Origin of the sequence: Microlunatus speluncae (assembly GCF_009299835.1) — a bacterium.
GTDB lineage: Bacteria > Actinomycetota > Actinomycetes > Propionibacteriales > Propionibacteriaceae > Microlunatus > Microlunatus speluncae.
Genome location: NZ_VKCZ01000020.1, coordinates 278,650 through 302,582 on the forward strand (window position 1 = coordinate 278,650; position 23,933 = coordinate 302,582).

Consider the following 23,933-nt stretch of genomic DNA (forward strand, 5'->3'; position numbering starts at 1 on the left):
CGGAGCGTCGACACCTTCCGATGCGCTATCTGCTACGCAAGGTCGCCCTCTATCTGTTCATTGCGTGGTCGGCGATCACCCTCAACTTCCTCATCCCGAGGTTGATGCCGGGTGATCCGATCGACCTGCTGACCGAACGGATCGAGGGGACCCTCGACCCGGCCGCCCTGGCCGCGCTCCGTGAGGCGTACGGGCTGACCGAGACCAACCTGCTGCTGCAGTACCGGGACTATCTCGGCTCACTGTTCAGTGGTGATCTCGGGCTGTCGATCGCCTACTATCCGGTGCCGGTGGCCAAGATCGTGGCCGACGCCATGCCGTGGACGATCGGCCTGATCGGCATCACCACAGTGATCAGCTTCATCATCGGCACCTTGATCGGCGTGCTGCTGGCCTGGCGGCGCGGCAGCTGGACCGACCACCTGTTGCCGATCCTGACCTTCCTCAACGCCATTCCGTACTTCTGGCTGGCGCTGATCCTGGTGTTGATCTTCGGCGTGAACCTCGGCTGGTTCGAGATCGCCGGCGGCTACGACCCGGCGCTGACCCCGGGATGGAGCGCCGACTTCATCGGGTCGGTGCTCTACTACGCGGCGCTGCCGGCGGTGACCATCGTGCTGGCCTCGTTCGCCGGCTGGGTGATGGGGATGCGGAACATGACCGTGACCATCCTCGGCGAGGACTACGTGACGCTGGCCGAGGCGAAGGGTCTGCCGAAGCGGATGGTGATGTTCGGTTACGCCGCCCGGAACGCGATCCTGCCGTCGGTGACCTCGTTCGCGCTGTCCCTCGGCGCGGTGGTCGGCGGCTCGATGCTGACCGAGGTGATCTTCAACTATCCGGGCATCGGGTATGCGCTGTTCACCGCCGTGCAGAACCAGGACTTCCCGCTGATGCAGGGCATGTTCCTGGTGATCTCGTTCGCGGTGATCATCGCCAACCTCGCGGCCGACGTGATCTACGTCTTCCTCGACCCGCGGACCCGGCAGGAGCAGGCATGACCGGCAGCAGCGGCGCCGCCCGCGTGATCGGGCGACTGGTGCCCGAGTCCGGCAAGGTCCGGGCGGGGATTCTGATCGCACTCTTCTTCGTCCTGCTCGCCCTGCTCGGGCCGCTGCTGGCGCAGTATTCGCCGGACGCGACCGGGCCGGACGTGCTCGCGCCGCCGTCCGGGCAGCACTGGCTCGGCACCACCCAGCTCGGCGAGGACGTCTACGCCCAGTTCGTCTACGGCGCCCGGGTCTCGCTGGCGGTCGGCGTCTTCGCCGCGATCATCTCCAAGATCATCGCGGTGCTGATCGGCGTGATCGGCGGCTACATCCGCGGGGTCACCGACGACCTGCTCTACATCCTGACCGCCGTCTTCCTGGTCATCCCGGGGATGCCGCTGCTGATCGTGCTCACCGGCTATCTGCCCAACCGCGGCATCCAGGCGGTGGCCGTGGTGATCGCGATCACCTCCTGGGCCGGCTCGGCCCGGGTGCTGCGAGCGCAGACGATGTCCTTGCGCAGCAGGGATTTCGTCGAGGCGGCCCGGGCCACCGGTGAGTCGCGCTGGCGGATCATCTTCACCGAGGTGATCCCGAACGAGCTGCCGCTGATCGCCTCCGGCTTCCTGTTCATGGTGATCGGCGGCGTGATGGCCGAGGCCGGGTTGTCGTTCCTCGGCCTCGGCTCGCTGACCACGGTCAGCTGGGGCTCGATGCTCTACTTCGCCCAGAGCCAACAGGCCTTCCTGTTCGGCGCCTGGTGGTGGTTCGTGCCGCCGGGCCTGGCCATCGCCCTGCTCGGCGCCGGCCTGGCCTTGATCAACTTCGGCATCGACGAGTACGCCAACCCGCGACTGCGGACCGGCCGGAAGCAGCGCCGATCGGGCGTCGGCCGGCGGGCGGCGGCGCTGGATCTGACCGCGGCCAGCACTCCGGTGGGCGCTCCGGCGGCCACCGGCGGCGGCCTGGCCGAGGTCGTCGAGAGCGAACCGGCGGTCGAGTCGGCCCGGGCGGCCGGTCGGCGGACCTTCGACGAGGCGGTGCCGGTGATCCGTGATCATGGCGGCCGCGACGGCGACCCGGTGATCGAGATCAGCCACGTCTCGGTCGACTACCCGACCGATCATGGCGTGGTGCACGCCGTGCAGGACGTGTCGCTGACCCTGCACCGGGGCGAGATCCTCGGCCTGGCCGGCGAGTCCGGCAGCGGCAAGACCACCCTGACCAACACCGTGACCCGGCTGCTTCGGGCCCCGGCCCGGGTGGCCGGGGGCGAGGTCACCTATCACCGTCGGGCCAGTCGATCCGCTGCTCCCGGGCCGGGGTCTTCGTTCCCTGAGCCCGTCGAAGGGAAAGCAAGATCGGCCGTTCCTCCCGTCGACACGCGGCCGATCGACATCCTCGGCCTGTCGACGCCGGCGCTGCGCGCCCTGCGCTGGTCCGAGATCGCGATCGTCTTCCAGTCGGCGATGAACGCGCTCAACCCGGTGACCACGATCCGGGCCCAGTTCGACGACGTGCTGCGGGTGCACCGGCCGGGAATGACGCGGGCCGAGCGGACCGCCCTGGCCCAACAGATGTTGATCAAGGTCGGGATCGAGCCGGACCGGGTGCACAGCTATCCGCACGAGCTGTCCGGCGGGATGAAGCAGCGGGTGGCGATCGCGCTGGCCCTGGTGCTCGACCCGGACGTGATCATCATGGACGAGCCGACCACCGCGCTGGACCTGCTGGTGCAGCGCGAGGTGCTGGATCAGATCATGGCGTTGCGCGACGAGTTCGGCTTCGCGATCATCTTCACCACCCACGATCTGGCCCTGCTGCTGGAGATCAGCGACTCGATCGCGATCATGCGCGGCGGCGTGCTGGTCGAGTACGGTCCGTCGGTCGAGGTCTACGCCGAGCCGGGGCACCCGTACACCCGATCGTTGCTGTCCTCGCTGGCCGACCTGGGAGCGCGACTGTGAGCGACTACATCCTCGAGGCCCGGAACCTGACCAAGGAGTTCCGCCAGCCCGGCCGGCGGATCGGGTCCAAGGCCCGGTTCCGGGCCGTGGACGACGTCTCGGTCGGTCTGTCCGCCGGCCGGGTGACGGCACTGGTCGGCCAGAGCGGCTCGGGCAAGAGCACCGTGGCCCGGCTGCTGGCCCAGCTCTACCCGTACACCTCGGGTGAGATCCTGCTCGACGGTGCCCCGGTCCGGGCCCTGCGCGGCCGCGCCTTCACCCGCTACTGCGGCTCGGTGCAGATGATCTTGCAGGACCCGTTCGCCTCGCTCAACCCGCTGCACCGGATCGGCCACGTGCTGGGCCGGGTGCTGCGGATCCACGGCAAGACGACGACCGCGGAGCAGACCCGGCAGCGTTCGCTGGAGCTGTTGCGCCGGGTCAACCTGGAGCCCGCCGAGCGCTACCTGGACCGGTTTCCGCACGAGCTGTCCGGCGGCGAGCGGCAGCGGGTGTCGGTCGCCCGCGCGCTGGCCGCGGAGCCCCGGGTGCTGCTGGCCGACGAGCCGGTGTCGATGCTGGATGTGAGCATCCGCAAGGAGGTGCTCGACCTGCTCGACGCCCTGCGCCGCGAGGAGAACCTCGCCATCCTCTACATCACCCACGACCTCGGCAGCGCCGAGGCCTACTCGGACGAGACCCTGGTGATGTATCGCGGCGCCGTCGTCGAACGCGGCCCCAGCCGCGAGGTCATCGCCAACCCGCAACACGACTACACCCAACGCCTCCTAGCCGCCGCCCCCGACCCCCGCCGCCGCCTCCCCACCTAAACCCCGCCGACCCGTCACACCCGCGGGCATTTTTGCGGCGTGTCGGCGCACTTGTGACGACTCGATCGGATGGTCGGGGCTGAGGAGTACGGACAGCAGCGAGTCGAACAGCTCACCTCGGACGATCAGGCCGACGACCATCACCAGGGCCAGCGCCGCGCCGAGATAGCTGATCGGGAAGACGATCAATCGGGCCAGCCAGAAGCGCGACCGGACCAACCAGGCGATCGCCACGCCGAAGATCAACATCCAGGTCCCGGTGCCGCGTTGGGTGGCGTACCAGACCTCACCGCCGGTGGCGAACGACGCGGAGGCGAGCGGTGCCAGTTGGCCGAGCAGTGGGTCGGCGGCTCCGCGGCCGAACTCCGGCAGCCAGTAGGCGACGAAGAAGGCGACGTTGGTGATCACCGTGATCAACATCGGCTGCCACAGGCTCCGCCAGGCCGTGACCACGGCCGAGCCGGCCTCGATGGAGGGTCACGCGACCGTTGTCGGCTCGCGCGAATGGTGTGGTGGTCGCGTCGACCGATAGCAGTCGCGCAGCCAACGACCGAGATCGCCTTGAGCCGGTTCGGTGGGTGTGGCGGCCACTGACGCGACTGATATCGGCTCGCGCGACCACCACAGCGGTCTCGTCGACCGATAGCGGTCGCGCCGGCGAGGCTGCCGCGTGATCTTGGTTCGGCCGCGGTAGGACGATGGCCGCCCTGAAATCGTGCCGGCAGTTCAGCGTCCGGTCCGCCGAATGCGGCGTGTCGGTCGGTCCATGATCGGCTGGTGGTCGAGTTCCAGGGATGCGCCGGCGAACGGGTCCCGGTCGGAAGTCGGTCCGATTGCCTGGATCGTCACACTCGGTTGCGGCGGAACCGCCCGACGCCGCCGGTCCGGATCCGATCCCGACGACCGCGGCCCTGCACGCCGGACGCGACGACGCGACCTGCCCGCGGTGATTCGGTTGCCATCGCTCGGAGCTCGTTACTCATCGGTCCCACGCCGTTGACGGTCGAGCAGGCTGCCGACCTCGGCCGCCGCGGTACGGCACAGTGATCTCCTTCAGACCGCCCATCCCACCTCTCCGGCGCAGCTCTTCCTCCAGCCCCGCCGGCAGGTCGCCAGGGCACCGGCACGCCGCCATAAGCGCGGGCACTCGTGCCGTCTCGGCCGGGTTGGGAAGCGTTGACCGGGGTGGAGAAGGCGTGGAAGGGTTGGAATGGAAATCAGTTTCTGAGGTGTGGAGCCAATGATGGCGAAGATGACGCGGCGTGGGGTGCTCGGGCTGGCCGGTGGGGTCGCGGCGGTGGGGCTGGTGGGCTGCGGACGCAACAGCGGGCAGCCCGAGTCGGGCGGGGCGAAGCTTCGGATGGCCTGGTGGGGCAATGATCTGCGCAACGCCCAGACGACTCAGGCCCTGGACACCTACCTGAAGCAGCATGCCGGGCTGGCGATCGACCCGCAGCCGGCCGAGTTCAGCACGTACTGGGATCGGCTGGCGACCCAGACCGCCGCGAACGATGCGCCGGACCTGATTCAGATGTCCGACTGGTATCTCGGTGACTACGGGGTCAAGGGCGCGCTGCTCGACCTGACCGACCACGTCGACGTGTCCAAGTTTGCGCCCGGGACGCTGGACACCGGCCGGGTCGACGGCAAGCTGGTGGGGATCAACGCCGGCTTCAATACGCCGGTGATCATGGCGCATCCCAAGGTGCTCGAGTCGGCCGGCGTCGAGTTGCCGGACGACCAGACCTGGACCTGGGACGACTATCGCGCGCTGGCGGTGGAGATCACCGCGAACTCGCCGGACGGCACGTTCGGCACCGGGAGCCCGTTCAGCGACAAGGCGTTCCAGACCTGGCTGCGCCAGCACGAGGCCGACGTGTTCCTGGCCGAGGGCGGGCTCGGGTTCGCCGCGGCCGAAGCCGAGTCCTATTTCGCCCTGCTGGCGGATTTCCTTCGGGACAAGGCGATGCCGCCGGCCGAGGCGATCGTCGAGAACGAGGGCAAGTCGCTGGAACAGTCGGCGCTGGCGCAGGGGACCACCGGGTTCGCGATCTTCTGGTCCAATCAGCTCGCCGCGCTGACCAAGGCGGCCGGGACGGAGATCGCGATGCTCCGGCTGCCGACTGTCACGGGATCGTCGGCGGACCTCAAGGCCTGGTATCGGCCGTCGATGTTGTGGTCGGCGTCGAGTCGTTCCAAGCATCCGGACGAGGCCGGCCGGCTGATCGACTGGTGGGTGAACAGCGTCGAGTGCGCGTCGATCTGCCTGGACGAGCGCGGCTATCCGGCCAGCACCGAGGTCGCCGCGGCGATCTCGGCCAAGCTGACTCCGGAGGGCCGGCGGGTCGCGGAGTTCATCGCGGCCGTGGAGCCCGAGCTCGGTGACACCCCGCCCGCTCCGCCGCCGGGCGGTGGCACGGTCCTCGGCGACATCCTGACCCGGGTCCACGCCGACGCCCTGTTCGGCAAGATCAACGCCAAGGCCGCGGCCGACCAGCTGCTCACCGAGTCCCAGTCCGCCCTGACCTGACGGCGCTCGACCCCGGACCCGCAAATCGGGGTGCGGGATCGACCGGAAACGGCTGGGATGGGGCGATGACGTGGATCGCTCCGGAGGTGGAACTGCTTCGTGAGCGCCCGATCCGGACCAAGCCGACCGGGATTACGCGACCTTGCTGGCGGAGTGGGAGTTGTGTCGGGCGGCGGCCGCCGGGCAGCCGCTGGACCGGACGTTCAGCCATCATCGCTACGGCGAGCTGTCGCTGCGCTGGCTGTATCTCCATCTGATCCGGGAGTACGCGGGTCACCTCGGTCACGCGGATCTGCTCCGGGAGCGGATCGACGGCCGCACCTTCGACTGAATATTGACCCAGCTCTGCATCGTCATTACTCTGACTGAGAAACCACTTTCTCAGCGTGGAGGAACGATGGCAGAAATGACTCGGCGGGCCCTGCTCGGAATCACCGGTGGGCTGGCGGCGGCCGGCCTGGCCGGCTGCGGCCGCAACAGCGGCGCCCCGACGAGCGGAACGACGACGTTGCAGTTCGGCTGGTGGGGCAACGAGTTGCGTAACGCCCAGACGAGCCAGGCGATCGCCGCCTACCTCGAAGATCATTCCGAGCTGGCGATCGATCCGTTGCCGGCGGAGTTCTCCGCCTACTGGGAACGGCTGGCGACGCAGACCGCGGCCAACGACGCGCCGGACGTGATCCAGATGGCGGACGGCTTCATCGGCGACTACGGCTCCAAGGGTGCGCTGCTCGATCTTGCTGATCTTGTCGACACCTCGAAGTTCGGCCCCGGGACGCTGGACTCCGGCCGGGTCGACGGCAAGCTGGTCGGGATCAACGCCGGCATCAACACGCCGGTGATCATGGCCAACCCGAAGGTGCTGGAGCGGGCCGGCGTCGAGCTGCCCGATGATCAGACCTGGACCTGGGACGACTATCGCGATCTTGCTGCCGAGGTGACCGCGAACTCACCGAAGGGTACGTTCGGCACGGCGAGCCCGTTCAGCGACAAGACGATGCAGGCCTGGTTGCGGCAGCACGGCGCCGACCTGTTCACCGCCGACGGGCAACTCGCCTTCACCGCGGCGGATCTCGAGCCCTACTTCGCCCTGCTGCAGAGCTACGTCGACGCGAAGGCGCTGCCGCCGGCCGAGATGATCACCGAAGAGGAGGGCCGATCGCTGGAGCAGTCGAGCCTGGCCGAGGGCCGGACCGGCTTCGCGATCTTCTGGTCCAATCAGCTGGCCGCGATCAGCAAGGCCGCCGGCGGGGAGGTCGCGATGCTCCGGTTGCCGAGCGTGACCGGGAAGGCAGCGGACCTGAGGGCCTGGTATCACCCGTCGATGCTCTGGTCGGCGTCCAGCCGGACCGAGCACCCGGATCAGGTCGGTCAGCTGATCGGCTGGTGGGTGAACAGTGTCGATTGCGCGTCGATCTGCCTGGACGAGCGCGGCTATCCGGCCAACACCGAGATCGCCGCCGCGATCGAGTCCAAGCTGACCCCGGAGGGCCGGCGGGTGGCCGAGTTCATCGCCGAGCTGGAGCCCGCTCTGGGCGACACCCCGCCGGCGCCGCCGCCCGGCGGCGGCACCATCCTCGGCGACGTGCTGGGCCGGGCGCACGCGGACGTCCTGTTCGGCAAGATCACCGGCAAGGCCGCCGCCGAACGTTTCGCCGCCGAGTCCCAGGCCGCCCTGGCCTGAGTCGGTCCGTCACGGCAACTGCGTGAGAGCGATTTCTCGGGCTGAGGTGTCGGATTTCTGCTCGAACACCGCCTCGACCAGCCGGGCGGCGGCGTGGCCGTCGTCCAGGTCGAGGTAGGTCTCGCGGAACTTCTGGTACGCCTCCCGGTGTTCGACCGCGACCTCGTCCAACCGGCGCAGGGCGGCGGCGGTCTCCTCGGTGCTGCCGACAAACGGCCCGGGCGCGGTCGGCTCGAAGTCGAAGAGCCAGCCGCGGGTCTCGACGTACCGCTCCAGGTCGGGGACCAGGAAGATCATCGGCTTGCCGGTCAGGGCGTAGTCGAAGCGGAGCGAGGAGTAGTCGACGATCGCGGCGTCCGAGGCGAGATACAGGTCGGCGACGTCGGGATAGTCCGACACGTCGATCACCCGGTCACCGGAGAACCGGCTGCCGGCCCGCGCGTTGAAGGCGTGTCCCCGGACCAGCAACACGAAGTCGTCGCCGAGCGACTCGGTGAGTTGATCCACCTCGATGAACCGCACTGCCTCGGCCGAGGTGTCGTTGGTGGACAGGTAGTCGCGGAACGTCGGCGCGTAGAGGACGGCGGTCTGCCCGTCGGCCACCCCGAGCACCGAACGGACGGCGTCTCGCCGCGGACCGGTCCCGGGCGTCAACAGCACGTCGTTGCGCGGGTAGCCGATCTCCAGCACCTCGCCGTCGTACCGGAAGTCGCGGCGCAGCAGCGGGGTGGCGTAGCGGGCGGGCGAGACGAGATAGTCCCATTCGGCGGCCCGGCGATCGAAGGTCTCGATCCGGACCCGGCTCAACCCGAGGTTCTCCCAGTGGGCGTGGCCCATCACCTTGAACGGATATCCGTGGAAGGTCTCGATCACCTTCTGGCCGGGCGACTTGACGTGGTAGATCGGCTGATGGGTGTTGTCCATCACGAACTCGGCGGTCCGCAACAGCCGGTAGTACTCGCGGCTTTCGAAGATCACCGGAATGCCGCCCTCGGGCACCGGCACCGAATGATCGGTCACGGTCCAGTGGACCTGGATGTCGCTGTCGCGGCGGCGCAGCTCGGCGTGGGTGGCGCCGGCGTTGCAGGCGGTGTTCTCGCCGTAGTACGAGCGGAACAGGGCCACCCGGGGTGTCACCGTCGGCTCGAGCGCGGCGTGCCAGTCCTGCAGTTGCCGTTGCTGCCGCGCGCCGCGCTCCGTCAGGGCCAGCGGGCGCACCACGACCAGCATCAATTGGTTCCGGGGCGTTCGCTCGACCCGGAGGTGCAGCTTGTCGCCCAGGACGTTCTGCGGCAGCCGGCTGACCAGCTCACGGCCGAGGTCGACCTGGATCCGGTCCTCGGCGCCGCCGGTCACGGCCAGCCGATACCGGCCCAGCGGCAGCGGCAGGCCGTCCTCGGGCCACAGCCGGGCGCCTCCCCACCGATCGGCGGTCAGCGGCAGCCGGACCGAGCTGCGACCCGGCTGGAGTTCGACGGTGCCGGCCACGGTGGTGGCCGCCCCGGCCAGCTCGAACCGGGCCGCCGGCACGGCGCGCCCGGTCACGTCGCTGGTGACGGTGAGCTGCGGCCGCCCGGTCTCGGGATCCTCGTCGACCTCGAGGTCGACGATCTCGATCATGGTCTCGGCGAGGTCGACGCCGAGGTTGCAGGCCCGGGTACGGAAGGTCCGCGGCCCGACGCCGTCATGCACGGGCACCGGCACCGACTCCGGCCAGACGATCGGGCTGGCCGTCCCGGAACTCTTCACCGCCCGGACCAACCACGCCTCCGGCCGGTCGTCCTCGGCCAGCTCCGGCAGCGTGAAGGAGGCGGACAGCTGATGGTCGGCGTCCCGCCGCAGGGCGACCTCGACCACCTCGCCGGCCGACCGGTGGGTCAGCCGCAGCGTCCGGTAGCCCCGGCCGGTGACGCTGAGCTCGGTCCGCGGCCCGTCCTGACTGATCGCGCTGAGCACCAGCGGCGGCTGGCTCAGCCCGATCTCCAGGTTGCGGGCGGTGAAGCGCGGGGTCAGCCGGATCCGGTCCTCGATCAACCGGCTGAACGGATAGCTGGCCGACCCGCCCTGAGCGCAGCCGGCCAGCCGGCCCACCGCGGTCAGTCCGGCCGCCTCGGCGGTCAGCTCCAGCTGCCACGCGGACCGCCGGCGGTCGCCGATCAGCGCGGCCGACGTCCGCAGGTCGATCCGGAATCCGGCGGACTCGTAATCGCACCAGCGCTGCTTGGAGATCCGGCTGACCTCCGGGTCGGGGCGCGGGTCGACCGCCAGCTCGATCCGTTCGCCGGTGCCGAGGTCGACCAGGGCCGCGGTCAGCCGGACCGGATAGCGCGCGTGGTCGACGTTGTTGACGTACGCCCAGCCCTCGATGGTCAGCGTCTCGGCGTCGCTCCACCAGAGCCGCCGCACGGCGGTGACCAGCTTGCGCTGCCGGGGGAGCAGCTCGAACCGGCTCCGGGGGATCGGCGAGTCCTGGTCGTCATAGTGCGGCAACCGGGCGTAGAGCCGGCCGTCGACGATCTCGGTCGGGCTGTTGGCCAGGTTGCCGCCGCCGCCGTCGAAGAACTCGACCACCTGATCCCGCTCGCCACGCAGGACGAGCTCGTAGCCGATCCGGTGCTGCGGCGGAATGGCGGCCCAGATCCAGTCGTCGTCACCGCCGGACTCCGACGTCCGGGCGATGGTGAACATCCGGTGCAGGCCCGCGGTCAGCAGGTCCCAGTACTCGTCGTCGCCGCGCCCGACCGCGGCGATGGCGAAGGTGAAGTCGTTGCCGAGCAGCTGCGACAGCCGGTGCGACGCCAGGTCCTCGGTGCCGTACTGGAGGTAGTGGTCGAGGGCCGCCTCCGCCGCGGCGAGCCGGTGCCGGAGGTCGTCGGCGGTGCCGAGCTGCTGGCTGATCGAGGAGCCGTCCTCCCGCGCCCGCCAGCCGAGGAAGGTCCGGTCCAGGACGTCGATCGCGTCGGCGACCGCGTACGCCTTGGCCAGCACCGGCTGGTCCTCGTACTTCACCCCGACCGGGAACTTCAGCTCGTGCCGGTGCCAGAACTTCTGCCGGTAGAGCTTGGCGCAACTGATCGTGTTGGCGATCACGTCCGGATAGTCCGCGGCCCTGATCCCGACCTGGCGGCGCTGGTGGATCTGGGTGATCCACGGCGCGGCGGACCAGCGCCGGGTCGAGTTGAACCGGTAGTAGCCGAAGACGGCGAAGTCGGATCCGGAGCGGTCCAGTTGCTGCACCGTGGCCGCGCAGGCGTCCGGCGCCAGGACGTCGTCGGAGTCGACGAAGCACAGGTAGTCGCCCCGCGCCTTCGCCACGCCGGCGTTACGGGCCGCGCTGAGCCCGCTGTTGCGGGGTTGGCGGATGATCTTGATCCGCCGATCCACGGCCGCATAGCCGGCGGCGATCTCCATCGAGGAGTCCGGCGAGCAGTCGTCGACCAGGATGATCTCGATGTCGGGCAGGGTCTGGGCGATCAGGCTGTCCAGGCAGGCCGCGATGTAGGCCTCGACGTTGTAGACCGGGACGATGATGCTGACCCGCGGCCGGACCAGCGCCGGTGGCGCGTGCCGCCGGAGGGTCCGAACGACCCGTACCCGCTCCCGTCCCGCTCGATCCCGGACACGTCGCAATAAGCGTGCCAGCCTGGTCTTCACCCGTTTCCGAACCTTCCCGACTTGCTTTCCCCGGCCGTCGACCAGGCATCCTAGTGCCCCCGTGCTCGTGCCCCCGTTGCACTGCGGTCAGCGCAGTGCACTGCGGTCAGCGCAGCGCGGTGCGCATCAGGTCCTCCCAACGGTCGGCGATCGGTTCGGGCGCGTACTGCTCCGCCTCGGCCCGGGCCGCGCTTCCGAGCCGGGTGCGCAGGTCGGCGTCCTCGATCAGCTCACCGAACGCCGCCGCCAGCGCGTCGACGTCGTTCTTCGGCACGATCCGTCCGGTGGCGCCGTCCCGGACGATCGCCCGGATCCCGGGCGAGGAGTCGTACGTGACGGTCGGTACGCCGGCCATCGCGGCCTCGATGATCGAGATCGGCAGCCCTTCGGTCTGGGAGGACATGGCGTGCAGGCTGCTCCGGGCCAGCACCCCGCCGACGTCGGCCGCGATCCCGTCCAGGGTGACGACGTCGCCGAGGCCGAGCCGGTCGATCAGCTCTCGCAGCAGTGGTTCCTTCGGTCCGGCGCCGTAGAGCCGGAGCCGCCAGTCCGGATGTCGCTCGGTCACCGTCCGCCAGGCCTTGATCAGGTGGTCCAGCGACTTCTCCGGGCTGTACCGGCCGAGGCTGACCACGACCTTGTCCCGATCGCCGTCCCGGGCGTCGTTCAGCGGCACCGGGTTCGGCATCGCGATCACGTTGTTCAGCCCTGCTCGCCGATAGCTGACGGTGTCGGCCTCGGTGAGGCAGCAGAACTGGTCGACGTCCTTGAAGATCTTCTTGATCCGGCGCAGGTCGCGGCCGGACTCGGCGGCGTGGAAGGAGCCGTGGTACTGGCCGATGATCACCGGCCCGGTCCGGTCCCGCGGGTTCAGCCCGCCGGCGATCATGATCTCCATCGGCCAGACGTGACAGCAGATGATCAAGTCCTCCGGACCCCAGTCGGCCTTGACCGCCGCGAACCGTTCCAGCCCGTACGCGTGCGCGTCGAGCTCCGGATCGGCGTCGCGTTCGGCCTGGGTCGGAAACAGCACCGTCTGTTGCCAGTCGGCCGGCCGGATCAGCGGATAGTTGCCGCGCGGTTGCTCGACGCCGAGCAGCCGGATCTCGTAGCCGCGCCCGGCCAGCGCCCGGCCGAGCACCGTGATGAACGACGACACCCCGCCCAACCGGTCCGGATCGGTGGCGACGAACCAGACCCGGCGGATCCCGGTGCCGGTCATCGGTCTAGCCCCAACAGGAACCGGGCGGACCGCTCGGCGGCGTGGCCGTCCTCACCGGAGCAGAACCGCTCGAAGAACTCCTTGCGACGGACCCGGTAGCGGTCGTCGCCGGCGGTCCGGATGCCCTCGGCGAGCTGGTCCGCGGAGGTGACGAACGGTCCCGGCGCGATCTCCTTCAGGTCGAGGTAGGTGCCCCGCTCGTCACGCGTGTAGTCGTCGTAGTCGTAACAGAAGAAGAGCATCGGGCGGCGCAGGGTGGCGTAGTCGAACATCACCGAGGAATAGTCGGTGATCAACAGGTCGGACGCCAGATAGAGCTCGTTGATGTTGTCGACGTCGGACACGTCGAGGCAGTACGGCGCCAGGTCGCGGCCGATCTCGACCCGGTTCAGGTAGTGCGCCCGGACCAGCAGGTAGTACTCCTGCCCCAGCTCCTCGCGCCACCAGTCAAGATCGAACGGCAGCTGGATCGCGCTGGACCGGTTGGCCAGCGCCTTCCGGAACGTCGGTGCGTAGAGAATGATCTTGCGATCCGTCGGCAGGTCAAGCCGCCGCCGGTACTCCTCGGCCAGGCCGGCGTCCGTGACCAGGACGTCGTTGCGCGGGCTGCCGTACCGCAGCAGCCGGCCGCGGTAGCCGAACGCCGGGACGAAGGTCTTCTCGAAGTGCTCGTTCGGCACCACCAGCGCATCCCAGCGGTTCGCCCGGTCCACGGTGCCCTGCTTGGCCGCCGCGGATCGCTTGGCGAAGTTGGGCTCGTCCAGCCCCATCGTCTTCAACGGGGTGCCGTGCCAGGTCTGCAGATAGCGCTGGCCGGGTCGTTGCCAGAAATAGGTGGGCAGCGACTGGTTGTCGATCAGGAACTCCGACCGCGCCAGCGCCAGCACGTAGCCGAGGCTGTTCTTGATCACGGTCGGGAACGGCACCTGTTCGGAGGGGAATCCGGGCTTGGTCACCCAGATGATCTTGAGGCCGGGCCGGAGCCGGCGCAGCTCCTCGACCACGTAGCGGGGATGGTCCCAGCCGCTCTGGCCCATGTGCGACTCGACCAGCACGGTGTTGCGGTGCAACGGCAGGCGCTGCAGGCGGGGGAAGTTCGCCACCACCCATTCCCGGCTGGGCTGCCGGTCGAGATCGAGCCGCGGCAGCCGGGTCCGGACCCGGTTGCCGGCCCCGGTCAGCAGCCGGTCGACCTGGCCGCGACGACCGCGGGCGGGCTGCAGCCGCAGCCCGACGTTGCCGCCCTTGGTCCGGTAGAGCCGATAGCCGCGCCGCAGCAGCCGCTGGGCCTGGCCGCCGGCCGGGATCGGCCGGGTCAGGGCGCGGCTCAACCGGTGCCGCAACAGTCCGACCGTCTCCCGGTCGTCGACCAGGAACCGCAGATACAGTCCCCAGACCTGCGGCCGGTCCCAGGCCAGCCCGGGCGGGAAGGCGAACTCGGCCTCCCACTCGAGCGTCTGGTCGGGCCGCGCGGTGAAGGTGAGCGGGACCTCGAACCGACCGTCGGCGTTGCGCCGCTCGGCCAGCACCGACCCGGTCACCGTCCCGGCCAGCTTCCGCAGCGGGTCGTGGGTGACGCCGCGCAGGGTGACCCGCCCGCCCCGGCGGACGACCGAGGTCAGCATGTGATTGAAATGGACCGCGCGCAACGGGCGGTCGGTGAACCGCGGATCCTCGATCCGCAACAACCGCTCGGCGACCGACCCGGGCTCGGGCGGGGTGAAGCCGGGGACGGCCGGCTGCCAGGACCGGCCCTGGTCGTCGGTCACGATGCGCCCGGCGAGGGTGCAGTCGCGGCGGCGATACATCAGGGCCTGGCGCAGCCCCTCCGGCTGGTCGAGCAGCACCATGGCCCAGGCCGCCCGGAGCATCGGCGGTGCCTCGTCGAACGCGTCCTCCGGCGCGGCTTCGACCAGCGGGCGCAGCGTCGCCAGCCGCTGCCGGCGGTCCGGGCCGGACAGCTCGTAGGCATCGCCGAGGAAACCGATCAGCGGGCCGCGGATCAGGTCGCCGATCCAGCTCCCGGCCAGCCCGGCGACCGCCGGATCGTCCGACTCGGCCAGGCCGATCAGCTCCGCGACCAGGGCGGACACCTCGGCTTCGGCGCCGAGCCGAGCCGGCCCGGCCTGGTAGACCAGCTCGGGCACGTGCCCGATCCGGGCGGCCGCGCGATAGCAGTGGGCCAGCAGGGCGTGACGTCCTTGGCCGTCGGTGGCCTCGATCGCCCGGCGGAGCAGGTCGGTGCCGATCAGCCGACCGGTCAGCCGCCGGTCCCGGCCGAGACCCGGTTCGTCGGCCAGCGTCGCGGCGCCGCGCGGCCGATCCAGCTCGGCGTCCGTGTCGGCGCTCGCCGACGGCTCGACCCGGCCGATGACCAGCTCCGTCCCCGGGGCGGACTCGGCCGCCAGCAGCAGGTTCTTCGCGGCGTGCAGTTCCAGCGAGCCGCCGGGATCGACGAAGATCACGAACCCGTCCCCGGCGTGCTCGGCGACGGCCCGCTCGACCGCGAGCGGCTGCTCCGCGGTTGCCTGGTCAACGGTCAGATCGAGCAGCTCGGCCCGCGGCTCGGCGGCGATCAGCTCGGTCAGCGCCGGCCGGTCCTCCTCGGTCCGGAGCAGCACGACGATCCGCTCAGTGCGCAGGGTCTGATCGGTGATCGAGGCGAACGACCGCCGCCGCCCATCCGGACTGGGGTCGGGGTCGAACACCACGGTGACGGTGCCACCGGACGGGGCCTTGCTCATCGATCTCCTCGGATTTCGTACCTGGTTCGACGTCGGTTCGATCGAGGTCTACCTGGTCACTGAATCAAATCAGCCTCCCACAGATCCCGGCCCCGCCCGCCCGGACCACCGGCCGCGGCTGTCGCGGTTACAGTGGGAGAGCGGTTTCTCAGGTCCACGACGGAGGTGCAGGGATGATCGATGGTTGAGTTCAGCGCCGAGGAACTGCTCGCCGACCTCGACCGGTCGGCCGCCCGACGCCGGGCCGAGCTGGGCGCCGGCCCCGACCACGGCCAATTGATCAAGGAATATCTGCACCGGCTCGCCGAGCCGTTCGCCGGCCGGCGGCTCGCGGCGGCACCGACGGTCATCGAGCAGGTCGAGTGCGACGGCTATCGCCGGGACCGGATCGAGCTGTCGACCGTGGCCGGGCTGCGATTCCGGGCCTATGTCCTGGTCCCCGGCGGGCCGCCCGGTCCGTGGCCGACCGTGCTCGCGGTGCACGGTCACGGGTACGGCAGCCGACAGCTCTGCGGCCTGCTGCCGGACGGCAGTCCCGACCCGGATGATCATGACGGGCATCACCACTTCGCCGTGTCGCTGGTGCGGCGCGGGTTGCTGGTCGTCGCGCCGGACGTGGTCGGCTTCGGCGAGCGCCGGAGCGCCGCTGATCAAGCCTTCGATCCGGAGGCCGGCAGCGCCTGTTACCGGCTGGCCACCGCCCTCGCGATGGGCGGGGCGACCCTGACCGGACTGCGGGTCGCCGAACTGCTCGGCGTGGTCGACCACCTGGCCGACCGGGACGAGGTCGACCCGGAGCGGATCGGCATCGTCGGGCACTCCGGCGGCTCGATGCTCTCCATGATCATCTCCGCCCTGGATCAGCGGATCGCCGCCACTGTGCTCTGCGGCTATCCGAACACCTTCGCCGGCTCGATCCGCTCCGTCCGGCACTGCCTCTGCAACTACCTGCCGGCGTTGCAGCCGCTCGCCGAGCAGCCCGACCTGCTCGGCCTGATCGCGCCCCGGCCGCTGTTCCTGGAGTCGGGCGCGCGGGATCCGATCTTTCCGCGGGCCGGCTTCGAGGAGGCGGTGCTTCGGGTCGGCGCCGCCTACACCGCGGCCGGTGCCGCCGATCGCTTCGGCGCCGACCTGCACCCGGGCGGTCACGAGGTCAGTGGCCGGCGCGCGTTCGACTGGCTGGCCGACGCCTTGACCGGCCGGTTGGCGTTCTGGCCCGGCTGACCCTCCGGCCGGGAACGTCGGCGGGGCCGCGGGTTGTCGATTACCCTCGGGCGCATGGACGGCTTCGTGATCACCCGGGCGGACGGCGGCGACGACGGCGAGAACTGGGAGCAGAACTACACCCAGCTGCCGGGCAACGCCAACATCTCGATCATCCTCGAGTCGACGACGGCGGAGGGTGTCGGACCACGGCTGCACAAGCATCCGTACGCCGAGACCTTCATCATCCGGCGCGGCTCGGCCACCTTCACCGTCGGCGAGGAACAGCTGGTCGGGAAGGCCGGCCAGGTGCTCGTCGTGCCGGCCGAGGTGCCGCACAAGTTCAAGACCAACGCCGGCGGCTACGAGGCCGTCCACATCCACGCGGGCAGCGAGTTCGAAACCGACTGGCTCGAGTGATCAGCGGCGGCGGAGTCAGCTGACGTTGATCGAGACCGTGTGGTAGCCGGAGGCGCCGTCGGGGGCGGGTGGGGCCGACTGTTCGGTCTGGACCTGGCCGGTGGCGTCGGTGGCGCGGACAGTGATCATGTGGTTGCCGGGGCTGGCTGACCACTCGTAGGACCACTGGCGCCAGGTGTCCGGGCCGGTCACGTCGGCGATCCGGGCCTCCTGCCAGGCATCGTTGTCGATCTTGACCTCGACCCGGCCGATCCCGGTGTGCTGGGCCCAGGCGACGCCGGCGATCATGACGGTGCCGGCGGTCACGCCGCTGCGCGGGGTGTCGATCCGGGACGCGATCTTGATCGGGCCGAGGGCCGACCAGCCGAGCGGGGTCCAGTAGCCCATGTCCGCCGCGAAGGTGGTCACCTTCAGCTCGACCACCCACTTCGTCGCCGAGACGTAGCCGTACAGGCCGGGCACGACCATCCGGACCGGGAAGCCGTGCTCCACCGGCAGCGGCTCGCCGTTCATGCCGATCGCCAGCAGCGACTGCCGGTTGCGATCGGTCAGCACCTCGAGCGGCGTCCCGGCGGTGAAGCCGTCCTGGCTCTTGGACAGCACCATGTCGGCGCCGGCCTTCGGGCGGGCGGCGGCGAGCACGTCGCGGATCGGATAGCCCAGCCAGCGGGCATTGCCGATCAAGGAACCGCCGACCTCGTTGGAGACGCAGCAGAGGGTGACCAGGTGCTCCTCCAGCGGCTTCTGCAACAGCTCGGCGAAGCTGATCGTGATCTCCCGCTCGACCATCCCGTAGACCCGCAGCGACCAGTTCGCCGGGTCGATCCGCGGCACCTGCAGCGCCGTGTCGATCCGGTAGAAGGCGTCGTTCGGAGTGACGTACGGCGTCAGGTCGGGGATCCGGAGGTCGGCCCCGGCGGGCACCGGGGCGGCGGGCCGGGAGGGTGCCGGCAGCAGCACCCTGTCCCGGGCTTCGGTGATCGCCTGAGAAGCGCCGGCCAGGGCTCGGCCGGCGACCGTGCCGACCGCGCCGAGGGCGGCGACCAGGATGGTGCTGCCCAGCAGGTTGCGGCGCCCGGCCGAGACCGGGCCGGTCTGCCGCGGCCGCAGTGAGGCCAGCAACGCCCGCAAGATCAGATACGCGACCACGCTGCCGATGATCATCGGGACATACGCCAGCGCCGAGTCCGGACCGCGGGCGCCGATCGCGAACAACGCCAGCCCGGCGAGCACCGCGACCGGCACGATCCCGGCGAACCGCACCCGTAGCTCGGACCAGCCGGCGAGGCCGGCCACGGCCAGGCTGACCAACGCGATGATGATGATCAACACCGGCTTGTCTGCGGTGCCCAGCACGGCCTTGCCGAAGTTGATCATCGGGCCGGGCAGGGTGGCGATCACGGCATCGCCGACCGCGACCAGCGGCGAGCCGTCGGGAGCCAGCAGTGCGGCGCCGAGCTCGGCGATGCCGAGCCCGAGCAGTCCGGTGGCGAGGCCGACCAGCACCGCGGTCCCGCCCCGTGCGGCCGGTGCCGGTCCGGGTGGTCGCGACCCGGGCCGGGGCGGCTCGGCGGGCCGGTGTTCGGTCGCCCGAGACTCGGTGTCTCCTGCGGTGGTCACCTCTCCATGGTGCGCCCGGGCGCCCGACCGGGCAATGCCGGGGCGGCCGCCGTTACCGTTTGACAATATCTCTTATTCTAACGATCCTTGGATTATGAGTCAGAAGGTGATGCCCGAACGCGGGCCGATCGGTGCCGGCGACCGCTGGCGGGACCTGTTCGGACCCGGAGCGCGCGGGCCGGTGACCGTCCTCGCCGGCGGCGTCTCGTTGTATGCGATCAACGTTTATCTGACCACCAGCCTGCTGCCGAGCGCGGTCGCCGAGATCGGCGGGATGGAGCTCTACGCCTGGGCGATGACCAGCTTCCTGATCGCCTCGGTGATCACCTCGATGCTGGTCAGTCGCACGCTGGCCCAACGCGGCCCTCGGCACTCGTACTGGATCGGGTTGGGTCTGTTCGGGGCCGGCAGCCTGGTCGCGACGCTGGCCCCGAGCATGCCGGTGTTGTTGGCCGGCCGGGCCTTGCAGGGTCTGGGTGGCGGGCTGCTGGCGGGCCTGGCGTTCGCGGTGATCAGGCGGGTGCTGCCGGAGCGGCTGTGGAAGCGCTCGTACGGTCTGCTGTCGGCGATGTGGGGCATCGGCAACATCGTCGGCCCGATCCTGGGCGGCCTGTTCGCCCAGCTCGGGGCCTGGCGGGGCGCCTTCCTGTTGTTGGCGGTCGGTTCCGTCGCGCTGGCGCTGCTGGCCCGGCGGGCGATGCCGAACGACTCGACCGGCGGCCGGCCGGGCCGGATCCCGATCCCCTCGTTGGTGCTGTTGACGCTGGCCGCGACCGCCGTCAGCATCGCCTCGATCGCCGGACTGTCGCCGATCATGATCGTGTTGATCATCGTCGCGGCGGTCCTGATGATCGGATTCTTCCTGGTGGAACGGAACGGATCGACCCAGGTGCTGCCGGCCGGGACGTTCCGCCGCGGGTCGGTGCTGATCTGGATCTACCTCAGCGTGGCCGCGCTCGCCGTCACCTCGACGGTGGAGGCGTTCCTGCCGCTGTTCGGCCAGCGGATCGGCGGCCTGTCACCGCTCGGTGCCGGCCTGCTCGGCGCGTCCCTGTCCTGGGGCTGGAGCTTCGCCTCGATCCTGAACAGCGGCATCTCCCACCCGGGGGCGACCAGGGCGGCGCGGATCGCCGGGCCGATCCTGGTGGCGGTCGGGCTGGCCGGCTACACGGTGCTGCAGGTCGAGGCGGCCGGGCCGGTCCGGATCGGCCTCTGGTTCGTCGCGCTGTTCGTGGCGGGCTCGGGCATCGGCATGTCGCTGGTGCACTGGCTGCCGGCGGTGATGTCGAGCTCGAGCGACCCGGCCGAATCGCAACAGGCCGCGGCCGGGGTGAACACGGTCCAGTTGATCGCGAACGCGTTCGGCTCGGCGCTGGCCGGGCTGCTGGTCGGCGTCGGCGGTCCGGGGATCATCGGATCGGCCCACGCGTTGGGCTACGGCTACGCTGTCGTCGGCGTCCTGGCCTTGGTGATCGGGCTCCGAGGATTGCGAGCGGCGTCGTCGCGGAGGGGATGATCATGAACCGACCGGAACCGAGTGAACTGCAGGACAGCGGGGTCTACGAACAGCTGGCCCGGCTCGGCAAGGCGCTGTCCAATCCGGTCCGGCTGCGGCTGCTCGACCTGCTGGAGCAGGGCGAGCACACGGTCGAGGAGCTGGCCCGCGCGGCCGAGCAGCCGGTCAAGAACACGTCGGCCCAGTTGCAGCAGCTCCGCGCCGCGCAGCTGGTCGAGACCCGCCGGGAGGGGGTCCGGATCCACTATCGGCTGGCGGGCCGGAAGGTGTCGAAGTTCCTCGGCGACTTCCAGGGCTTCGCCGAGGAGACGCTGGCCGAGATGAAGGTCGAGCTGGCCGAGCTGAGCCGCCAGCCGGGCGGGCTGCAGCGGATCTCGATCAAGGAGTTCCGGCAGCGGCTTCGGGACGATCAGACGGTGATCATCGACGTCCGCGCGGCCGAGGAGTTTGCCCGTGGCCACATCCCGGGCGCGGTCTCGATCCCGCTGGCCGAGCTGCGGCAGCGGATGGACGAGCTGCCCGATGATCATGACGTGATCGCCTACTGCGAGGGCCCGTACTGCTTCGCGTCCGGCAAGGCCGTCGATCAACTGGAGCGCGCCGGCTTCCCGGTCCGTCGGCTGGATGGCGGCCTGGCTCGCTGGGTCCGTTCCGGCGGCCGCCTGCAAGCCACCACCCCCTGAGACCGGCTTACGGGCGGCCCCAGGTGGTGGCGGGGTCGGCGTGGACCACGTAGTAGGGCTGGTTGGCGAGGTCGGTCGCGAGGCCGGGGTGCGGCCAGGCGGCGTTGGCGGCGAGGATCTCGAAGAAGTACTGCACCGGGTACGGGCCGCCGGTCAGCTCGGCCGGAATCGATCCGCTGAAGGTGTCGCCGTCGCGATCAAGGTCGACCACCTGGTAGGCGAGCGCCTGGTTCACCGGCCGAAAGCGCAGCCGCACGCCGGTCACCCGGTCGTCGTCGGTCCGCCAGCTGACCGGCAGGGCCGCGCCGGGCTCGAGCCGCTCCGGCGGCGTGTGGCGTCCGAGCGGTGCCGGCGCGGTGATCAAGGACGCCTCGACGCCGTCCGGATCCACCCGGCCGTCGTCGGGCGTCGCGGCCAGCTCCCGTTCCAGGGTAGCCAGATCGGCCGCCAGCACCGGCCGTCGGGCGGCCCAGGCGCCCCGGGAATAGTCGGTCTGCCCGAACGGAAGATCATCGACGTACGGCTCGGCCGCCGTGATCACCGCCTCCCAGGCCGTGATCGCCGTCCGGTAGTGATCAACGGCCCGGGCCAGCATCGGCCGGCCCAGCGAGCGCAGGGCGTAGGCGACCCCGGCCCGCAACGAGGCGGCGAAGTGCCGGGCCAGCCCGGCCTGGATCCGGATGTCGGTGGCCATGATCACGAACTCCGGATCGCCGGTGTCGGGCACGGCCGCAGCGGCTGCGGCGAGACGCACCAGCGCGGTGTCGGCCAGGTCGTCCAGCCGGGCCGCGATCTCGATCGGTGTGTGCTTGCCGCGCCGGCGACCGGCCAGCACGTCCGCGGCGAACTCGTCCACGCCGTAGATCAACTCCGGGTCCAGCGGGCTGACGTTGCCGAAGCCGTACGGCGGGATCATGTCGAAGTCGGAGCTGGCCGGCCAGCCGTGCTCCTCCCGGAACGGATCCGAGACCGGGCCGGTCCGCGGGACCAGCGGCACCGGGGTCGCCACCTCGGGCCAGTAGACGTTGCAGGCCGTCGACGGCGCGTGCGCCACGGTGATCAACGGCAACACTCGGGCGGCCGCACCGAGCGCGTCGGTGATCATGGCGGCCGCCGCGCCGAAACTGCCGCGCAGTGATCGGGTCAGCTCCTCGACCGGGGTGTCGGGCTCGTAGCCGGCCCGGCCGAGCAGTCGATAGGTGTAGCGAAACTTGCGCCAGTCGTCGCCGGCCGCCTGCAGGGCGGGGTCGCGATAGAGCGCGCGGCTGGTCCGCGGCCCGCCCGGCGAACCGGTGGCCGAGCTGTCCTTCTTACCGAAGAACGACAGCGGCTCGAACCACTCCAGGCCGAGCGCATCGGCGAAGCTGCCGTGCCGGCCGTAGCCCGCGGCCAGTGCCGGATCGCCCCAGAGCAGCACCCGCTGGGTGCCCGGCCAGACCCGGTGCAGCAGCGAATACGGCCGGTCGGTGTGCGCGAAGTCGCCGTACCCGTAACGGGTGAAGCTGCGCTGGCTGGTGGTCTGCGTCCCCCGGGCCCGGGCGTCCGGATGACCGGTCCCGCGGGCGGTGGCCGGCCCGGGATCGCTGCGGCGACGGCCGAGTCGCTCCTTCTCCCGGATCGACGCCTGGTGATACGGCAGCCCCTGGTGCTCGCCCCAGTGCTTGGCCGACAGGGTCAGCGGGAGGCCCAGGTCGGTGGTGATCGCCAGCAGGTCGTCGCCGACCCCTTTGGCATGCAGGTCGAGGCCGATCGTCCGGCCGACGTCGGGCAGCCCGCCCAGCACGACCCGCCAGAACTCGTGCGTCGGCTCCGGCACACCGCCCTCGAAGTGCACCCGGAAGGTCAGCCGGCGGACGTCCGGCACCGCGGTCAGCAGCGTTTTCAGCGCCGCGCGGCAGTAGGGCGCATGACTCTCGGCGTCCAACCCGGTGATCGGCCAGCGCTCGGTCTCGGCCGCCGGGTCGTAGCGGTAGGCGTGGTTCCACAGCCCCAGCCCGAACTCGATCCCGCGCCGGGTCGCCTCGGCGCCGATGAACCGCAACGTCGCCAGGTTGAGGTCCCGCTCCGCGTCGTCGACCCCGGCGGCCCGGACCTCGTAGCCGGGCACGTCGAGCAGGAACGGGTAGGCGAAGCACAGGTAGTTGTCGGCGACCCGGCGGTCGATCAGATAGTCGTAGCCGGTGCCGAGACCGAGGTTGAACCGGTTGAACCGCTGCCCGGCGAGCTCGGACAGATACTCGGTCCAGAACGCCCGGTCGTGCAGCCAGGCCAGGTCGGTGGCCGCCGAGGTGAAGATCCGGGTGATCGCGCGGACCGGGTTGTACGGCCGCTCCAGGTAGTCCCGCAGTTCGCGGAAGGCGGCCGGCACGTCGTCGGCGTACCGGGCGAGATCGGTCAACTCCTGCAGTGCGTACCCGAGACCGCGGTCGTCGGACCCCGTGATCGTCACCGTCGCGCCGTCGCTGCCCATCGCGAACGACTCCGGCGTCGCCGCGAGCTCCGCACCGTGCCGCTGCCGCCACCGGGTGACCAGGGCCCGGGCCGGCTCGCTGTCCGGTGGACAGATCAGCAGCCGCAGTTCCGGCGGTGATCCCGACGCGGGAGTCGCGATGCCCCGCTCCAGCAGCGTGGCCGCCAACTGCTCCTCGGCCCACGGCGCCACCGGCCCTCGATCGAACTGGTCAAGGATCATCGTCGGCCCGGGCATCCACGGCTCCTTCGATCTGCGGACTCAAGATTCCGTTGTGTGGAGTCGACACTAGGTTGCGGGCGCGCGCTGCGGGCTGCACGTTCCGGTCCTCGGTCCGGGAGTGTCGCGAAAGCTCTTCGTACGGGGTATTGCCACGCGGTAATGGCCGTTACCGACCAGTACGAAGAGAAATCGCGACAACG

General features: G+C 70.4%; 16 protein-coding genes. 10 read left to right on the forward strand and 6 right to left on the reverse strand.

Annotated features, from left to right (window positions below):
- Positions 1-20 precede the first annotated feature (20 nt).
- From FNH24_RS26775 to FNH24_RS26785, 3 genes are read left to right on the forward strand one after another with little or no spacing between them, the layout of a single operon-like run.
- Positions 21-1,001 (forward strand): ABC transporter permease, encoded by a 981-nt coding sequence (locus tag FNH24_RS26775; protein ID WP_152365297.1) that lies wholly within the window; start codon positions 21-23, stop codon positions 999-1,001.
- A complete protein-coding gene (locus FNH24_RS26780; protein ID WP_152365298.1) occupies positions 998-2,956 on the forward strand; it encodes a dipeptide/oligopeptide/nickel ABC transporter permease/ATP-binding protein in 1,959 nt (652 codons plus the stop codon). The genes FNH24_RS26775 and FNH24_RS26780 overlap by 4 nt, the downstream gene beginning before the upstream one ends.
- Entirely contained in the window at positions 2,953-3,765 is an 813-nt protein-coding gene (locus FNH24_RS26785) for an ABC transporter ATP-binding protein (protein WP_246187084.1), read from the forward strand. The genes FNH24_RS26780 and FNH24_RS26785 overlap by 4 nt, the downstream gene beginning before the upstream one ends.
- Here FNH24_RS26785 and FNH24_RS26790 read toward each other — a convergent pair.
- Positions 3,724-4,218 carry a hypothetical protein gene (locus tag FNH24_RS26790; protein ID WP_152365300.1) on the reverse strand — a complete coding sequence of 165 codons (495 nt, stop codon included), beginning with the start codon at positions 4,216-4,218 and terminating at the stop codon, positions 3,724-3,726. The two genes, FNH24_RS26785 and FNH24_RS26790, sit on opposite strands and share 42 nt — an antisense overlap.
- 799 nt (positions 4,219-5,017) lie before the next feature.
- Here FNH24_RS26790 and FNH24_RS26795 point away from each other — a divergent pair.
- From FNH24_RS26795 to FNH24_RS26805, 3 genes are all read left to right on the forward strand, one after another.
- On the forward strand, positions 5,018-6,295 hold the full coding sequence (locus FNH24_RS26795; RefSeq protein ID WP_161606332.1) for an ABC transporter substrate-binding protein: 1,278 nt from the start codon (positions 5,018-5,020) through the stop codon (positions 6,293-6,295).
- Between the two features lie 142 nt (positions 6,296-6,437).
- The gene (locus FNH24_RS32515) at positions 6,438-6,626 is read left to right on the forward strand and encodes a mycothiol transferase (protein WP_152365302.1); all 189 of its coding nucleotides are present in this window, start codon (positions 6,438-6,440) and stop codon (positions 6,624-6,626) included.
- A gap of 66 nt (positions 6,627-6,692) precedes the next feature.
- Entirely contained in the window at positions 6,693-7,979 is a 1,287-nt protein-coding gene (locus FNH24_RS26805; protein WP_152365303.1) for an ABC transporter substrate-binding protein, read from the forward strand.
- A 9-nt stretch (positions 7,980-7,988) separates the two neighbouring features.
- Here the strand turns inward: FNH24_RS26805 and FNH24_RS26810 are convergent, their stop codons facing one another.
- From FNH24_RS26810 to FNH24_RS26820, 3 genes are all read right to left on the reverse strand, one after another.
- Positions 7,989-11,633 carry a bifunctional glycosyltransferase/CDP-glycerol:glycerophosphate glycerophosphotransferase gene (locus FNH24_RS26810; protein ID WP_152365304.1) on the reverse strand — a complete coding sequence of 1,215 codons (3,645 nt, stop codon included), beginning with the start codon at positions 11,631-11,633 and terminating at the stop codon, positions 7,989-7,991.
- Positions 11,634-11,739: 106 nt separating this feature from the next.
- Positions 11,740-12,855 (reverse strand): glycosyltransferase, encoded by a 1,116-nt coding sequence (locus FNH24_RS26815; RefSeq protein ID WP_152365305.1) that lies wholly within the window; start codon positions 12,853-12,855, stop codon positions 11,740-11,742.
- Entirely contained in the window at positions 12,852-15,599 is a 2,748-nt protein-coding gene (locus FNH24_RS26820; protein ID WP_152365306.1) for a CDP-glycerol glycerophosphotransferase family protein, read from the reverse strand. The genes FNH24_RS26815 and FNH24_RS26820 overlap by 4 nt, the downstream gene beginning before the upstream one ends.
- Before the next feature lie 180 nt (positions 15,600-15,779).
- On the opposite strand from FNH24_RS26820, the gene FNH24_RS26825 reads away from it, so the two are divergent.
- Positions 15,780-16,823 carry an alpha/beta hydrolase family protein gene (locus FNH24_RS26825; RefSeq protein WP_152365307.1) on the forward strand — a complete coding sequence of 348 codons (1,044 nt, stop codon included), beginning with the start codon at positions 15,780-15,782 and terminating at the stop codon, positions 16,821-16,823.
- 54 nt (positions 16,824-16,877) lie between these two features.
- Positions 16,878-17,222: a cupin domain-containing protein gene (locus tag FNH24_RS26830; RefSeq protein ID WP_152365308.1), complete on the forward strand. Its 345-nt coding sequence runs from the start codon at positions 16,878-16,880 to the stop codon at positions 17,220-17,222.
- A 15-nt stretch (positions 17,223-17,237) separates the two neighbouring features.
- On the opposite strand, the gene FNH24_RS26835 is transcribed toward FNH24_RS26830, so the two are convergent.
- A complete protein-coding gene (locus tag FNH24_RS26835; RefSeq protein WP_246187085.1) occupies positions 17,238-18,842 on the reverse strand; it encodes a molybdopterin-dependent oxidoreductase in 1,605 nt (534 codons plus the stop codon).
- 94 nt (positions 18,843-18,936) lie between these two features.
- Between FNH24_RS26835 and FNH24_RS26840 the strand changes: the two genes are divergently transcribed.
- Both FNH24_RS26840 and FNH24_RS26845 read left to right on the forward strand, forming a co-directional pair.
- Positions 18,937-20,358, forward strand: coding sequence for an MFS transporter (locus FNH24_RS26840; protein WP_217428560.1), 1,422 nt, complete (start codon positions 18,937-18,939; stop codon positions 20,356-20,358).
- A 2-nt stretch (positions 20,359-20,360) separates the two neighbouring features.
- Positions 20,361-21,041 (forward strand): ArsR/SmtB family transcription factor, encoded by a 681-nt coding sequence (locus FNH24_RS26845; RefSeq protein WP_152365309.1) that lies wholly within the window; start codon positions 20,361-20,363, stop codon positions 21,039-21,041.
- Between the two features lie 7 nt (positions 21,042-21,048).
- On the opposite strand, the gene FNH24_RS26850 is transcribed toward FNH24_RS26845, so the two are convergent.
- Positions 21,049-23,748: a beta-N-acetylhexosaminidase family protein gene (locus tag FNH24_RS26850; RefSeq protein ID WP_152365310.1), complete on the reverse strand. Its 2,700-nt coding sequence runs from the start codon at positions 23,746-23,748 to the stop codon at positions 21,049-21,051.
- Between the last annotated feature and the right edge of the window lie 185 nt (positions 23,749-23,933).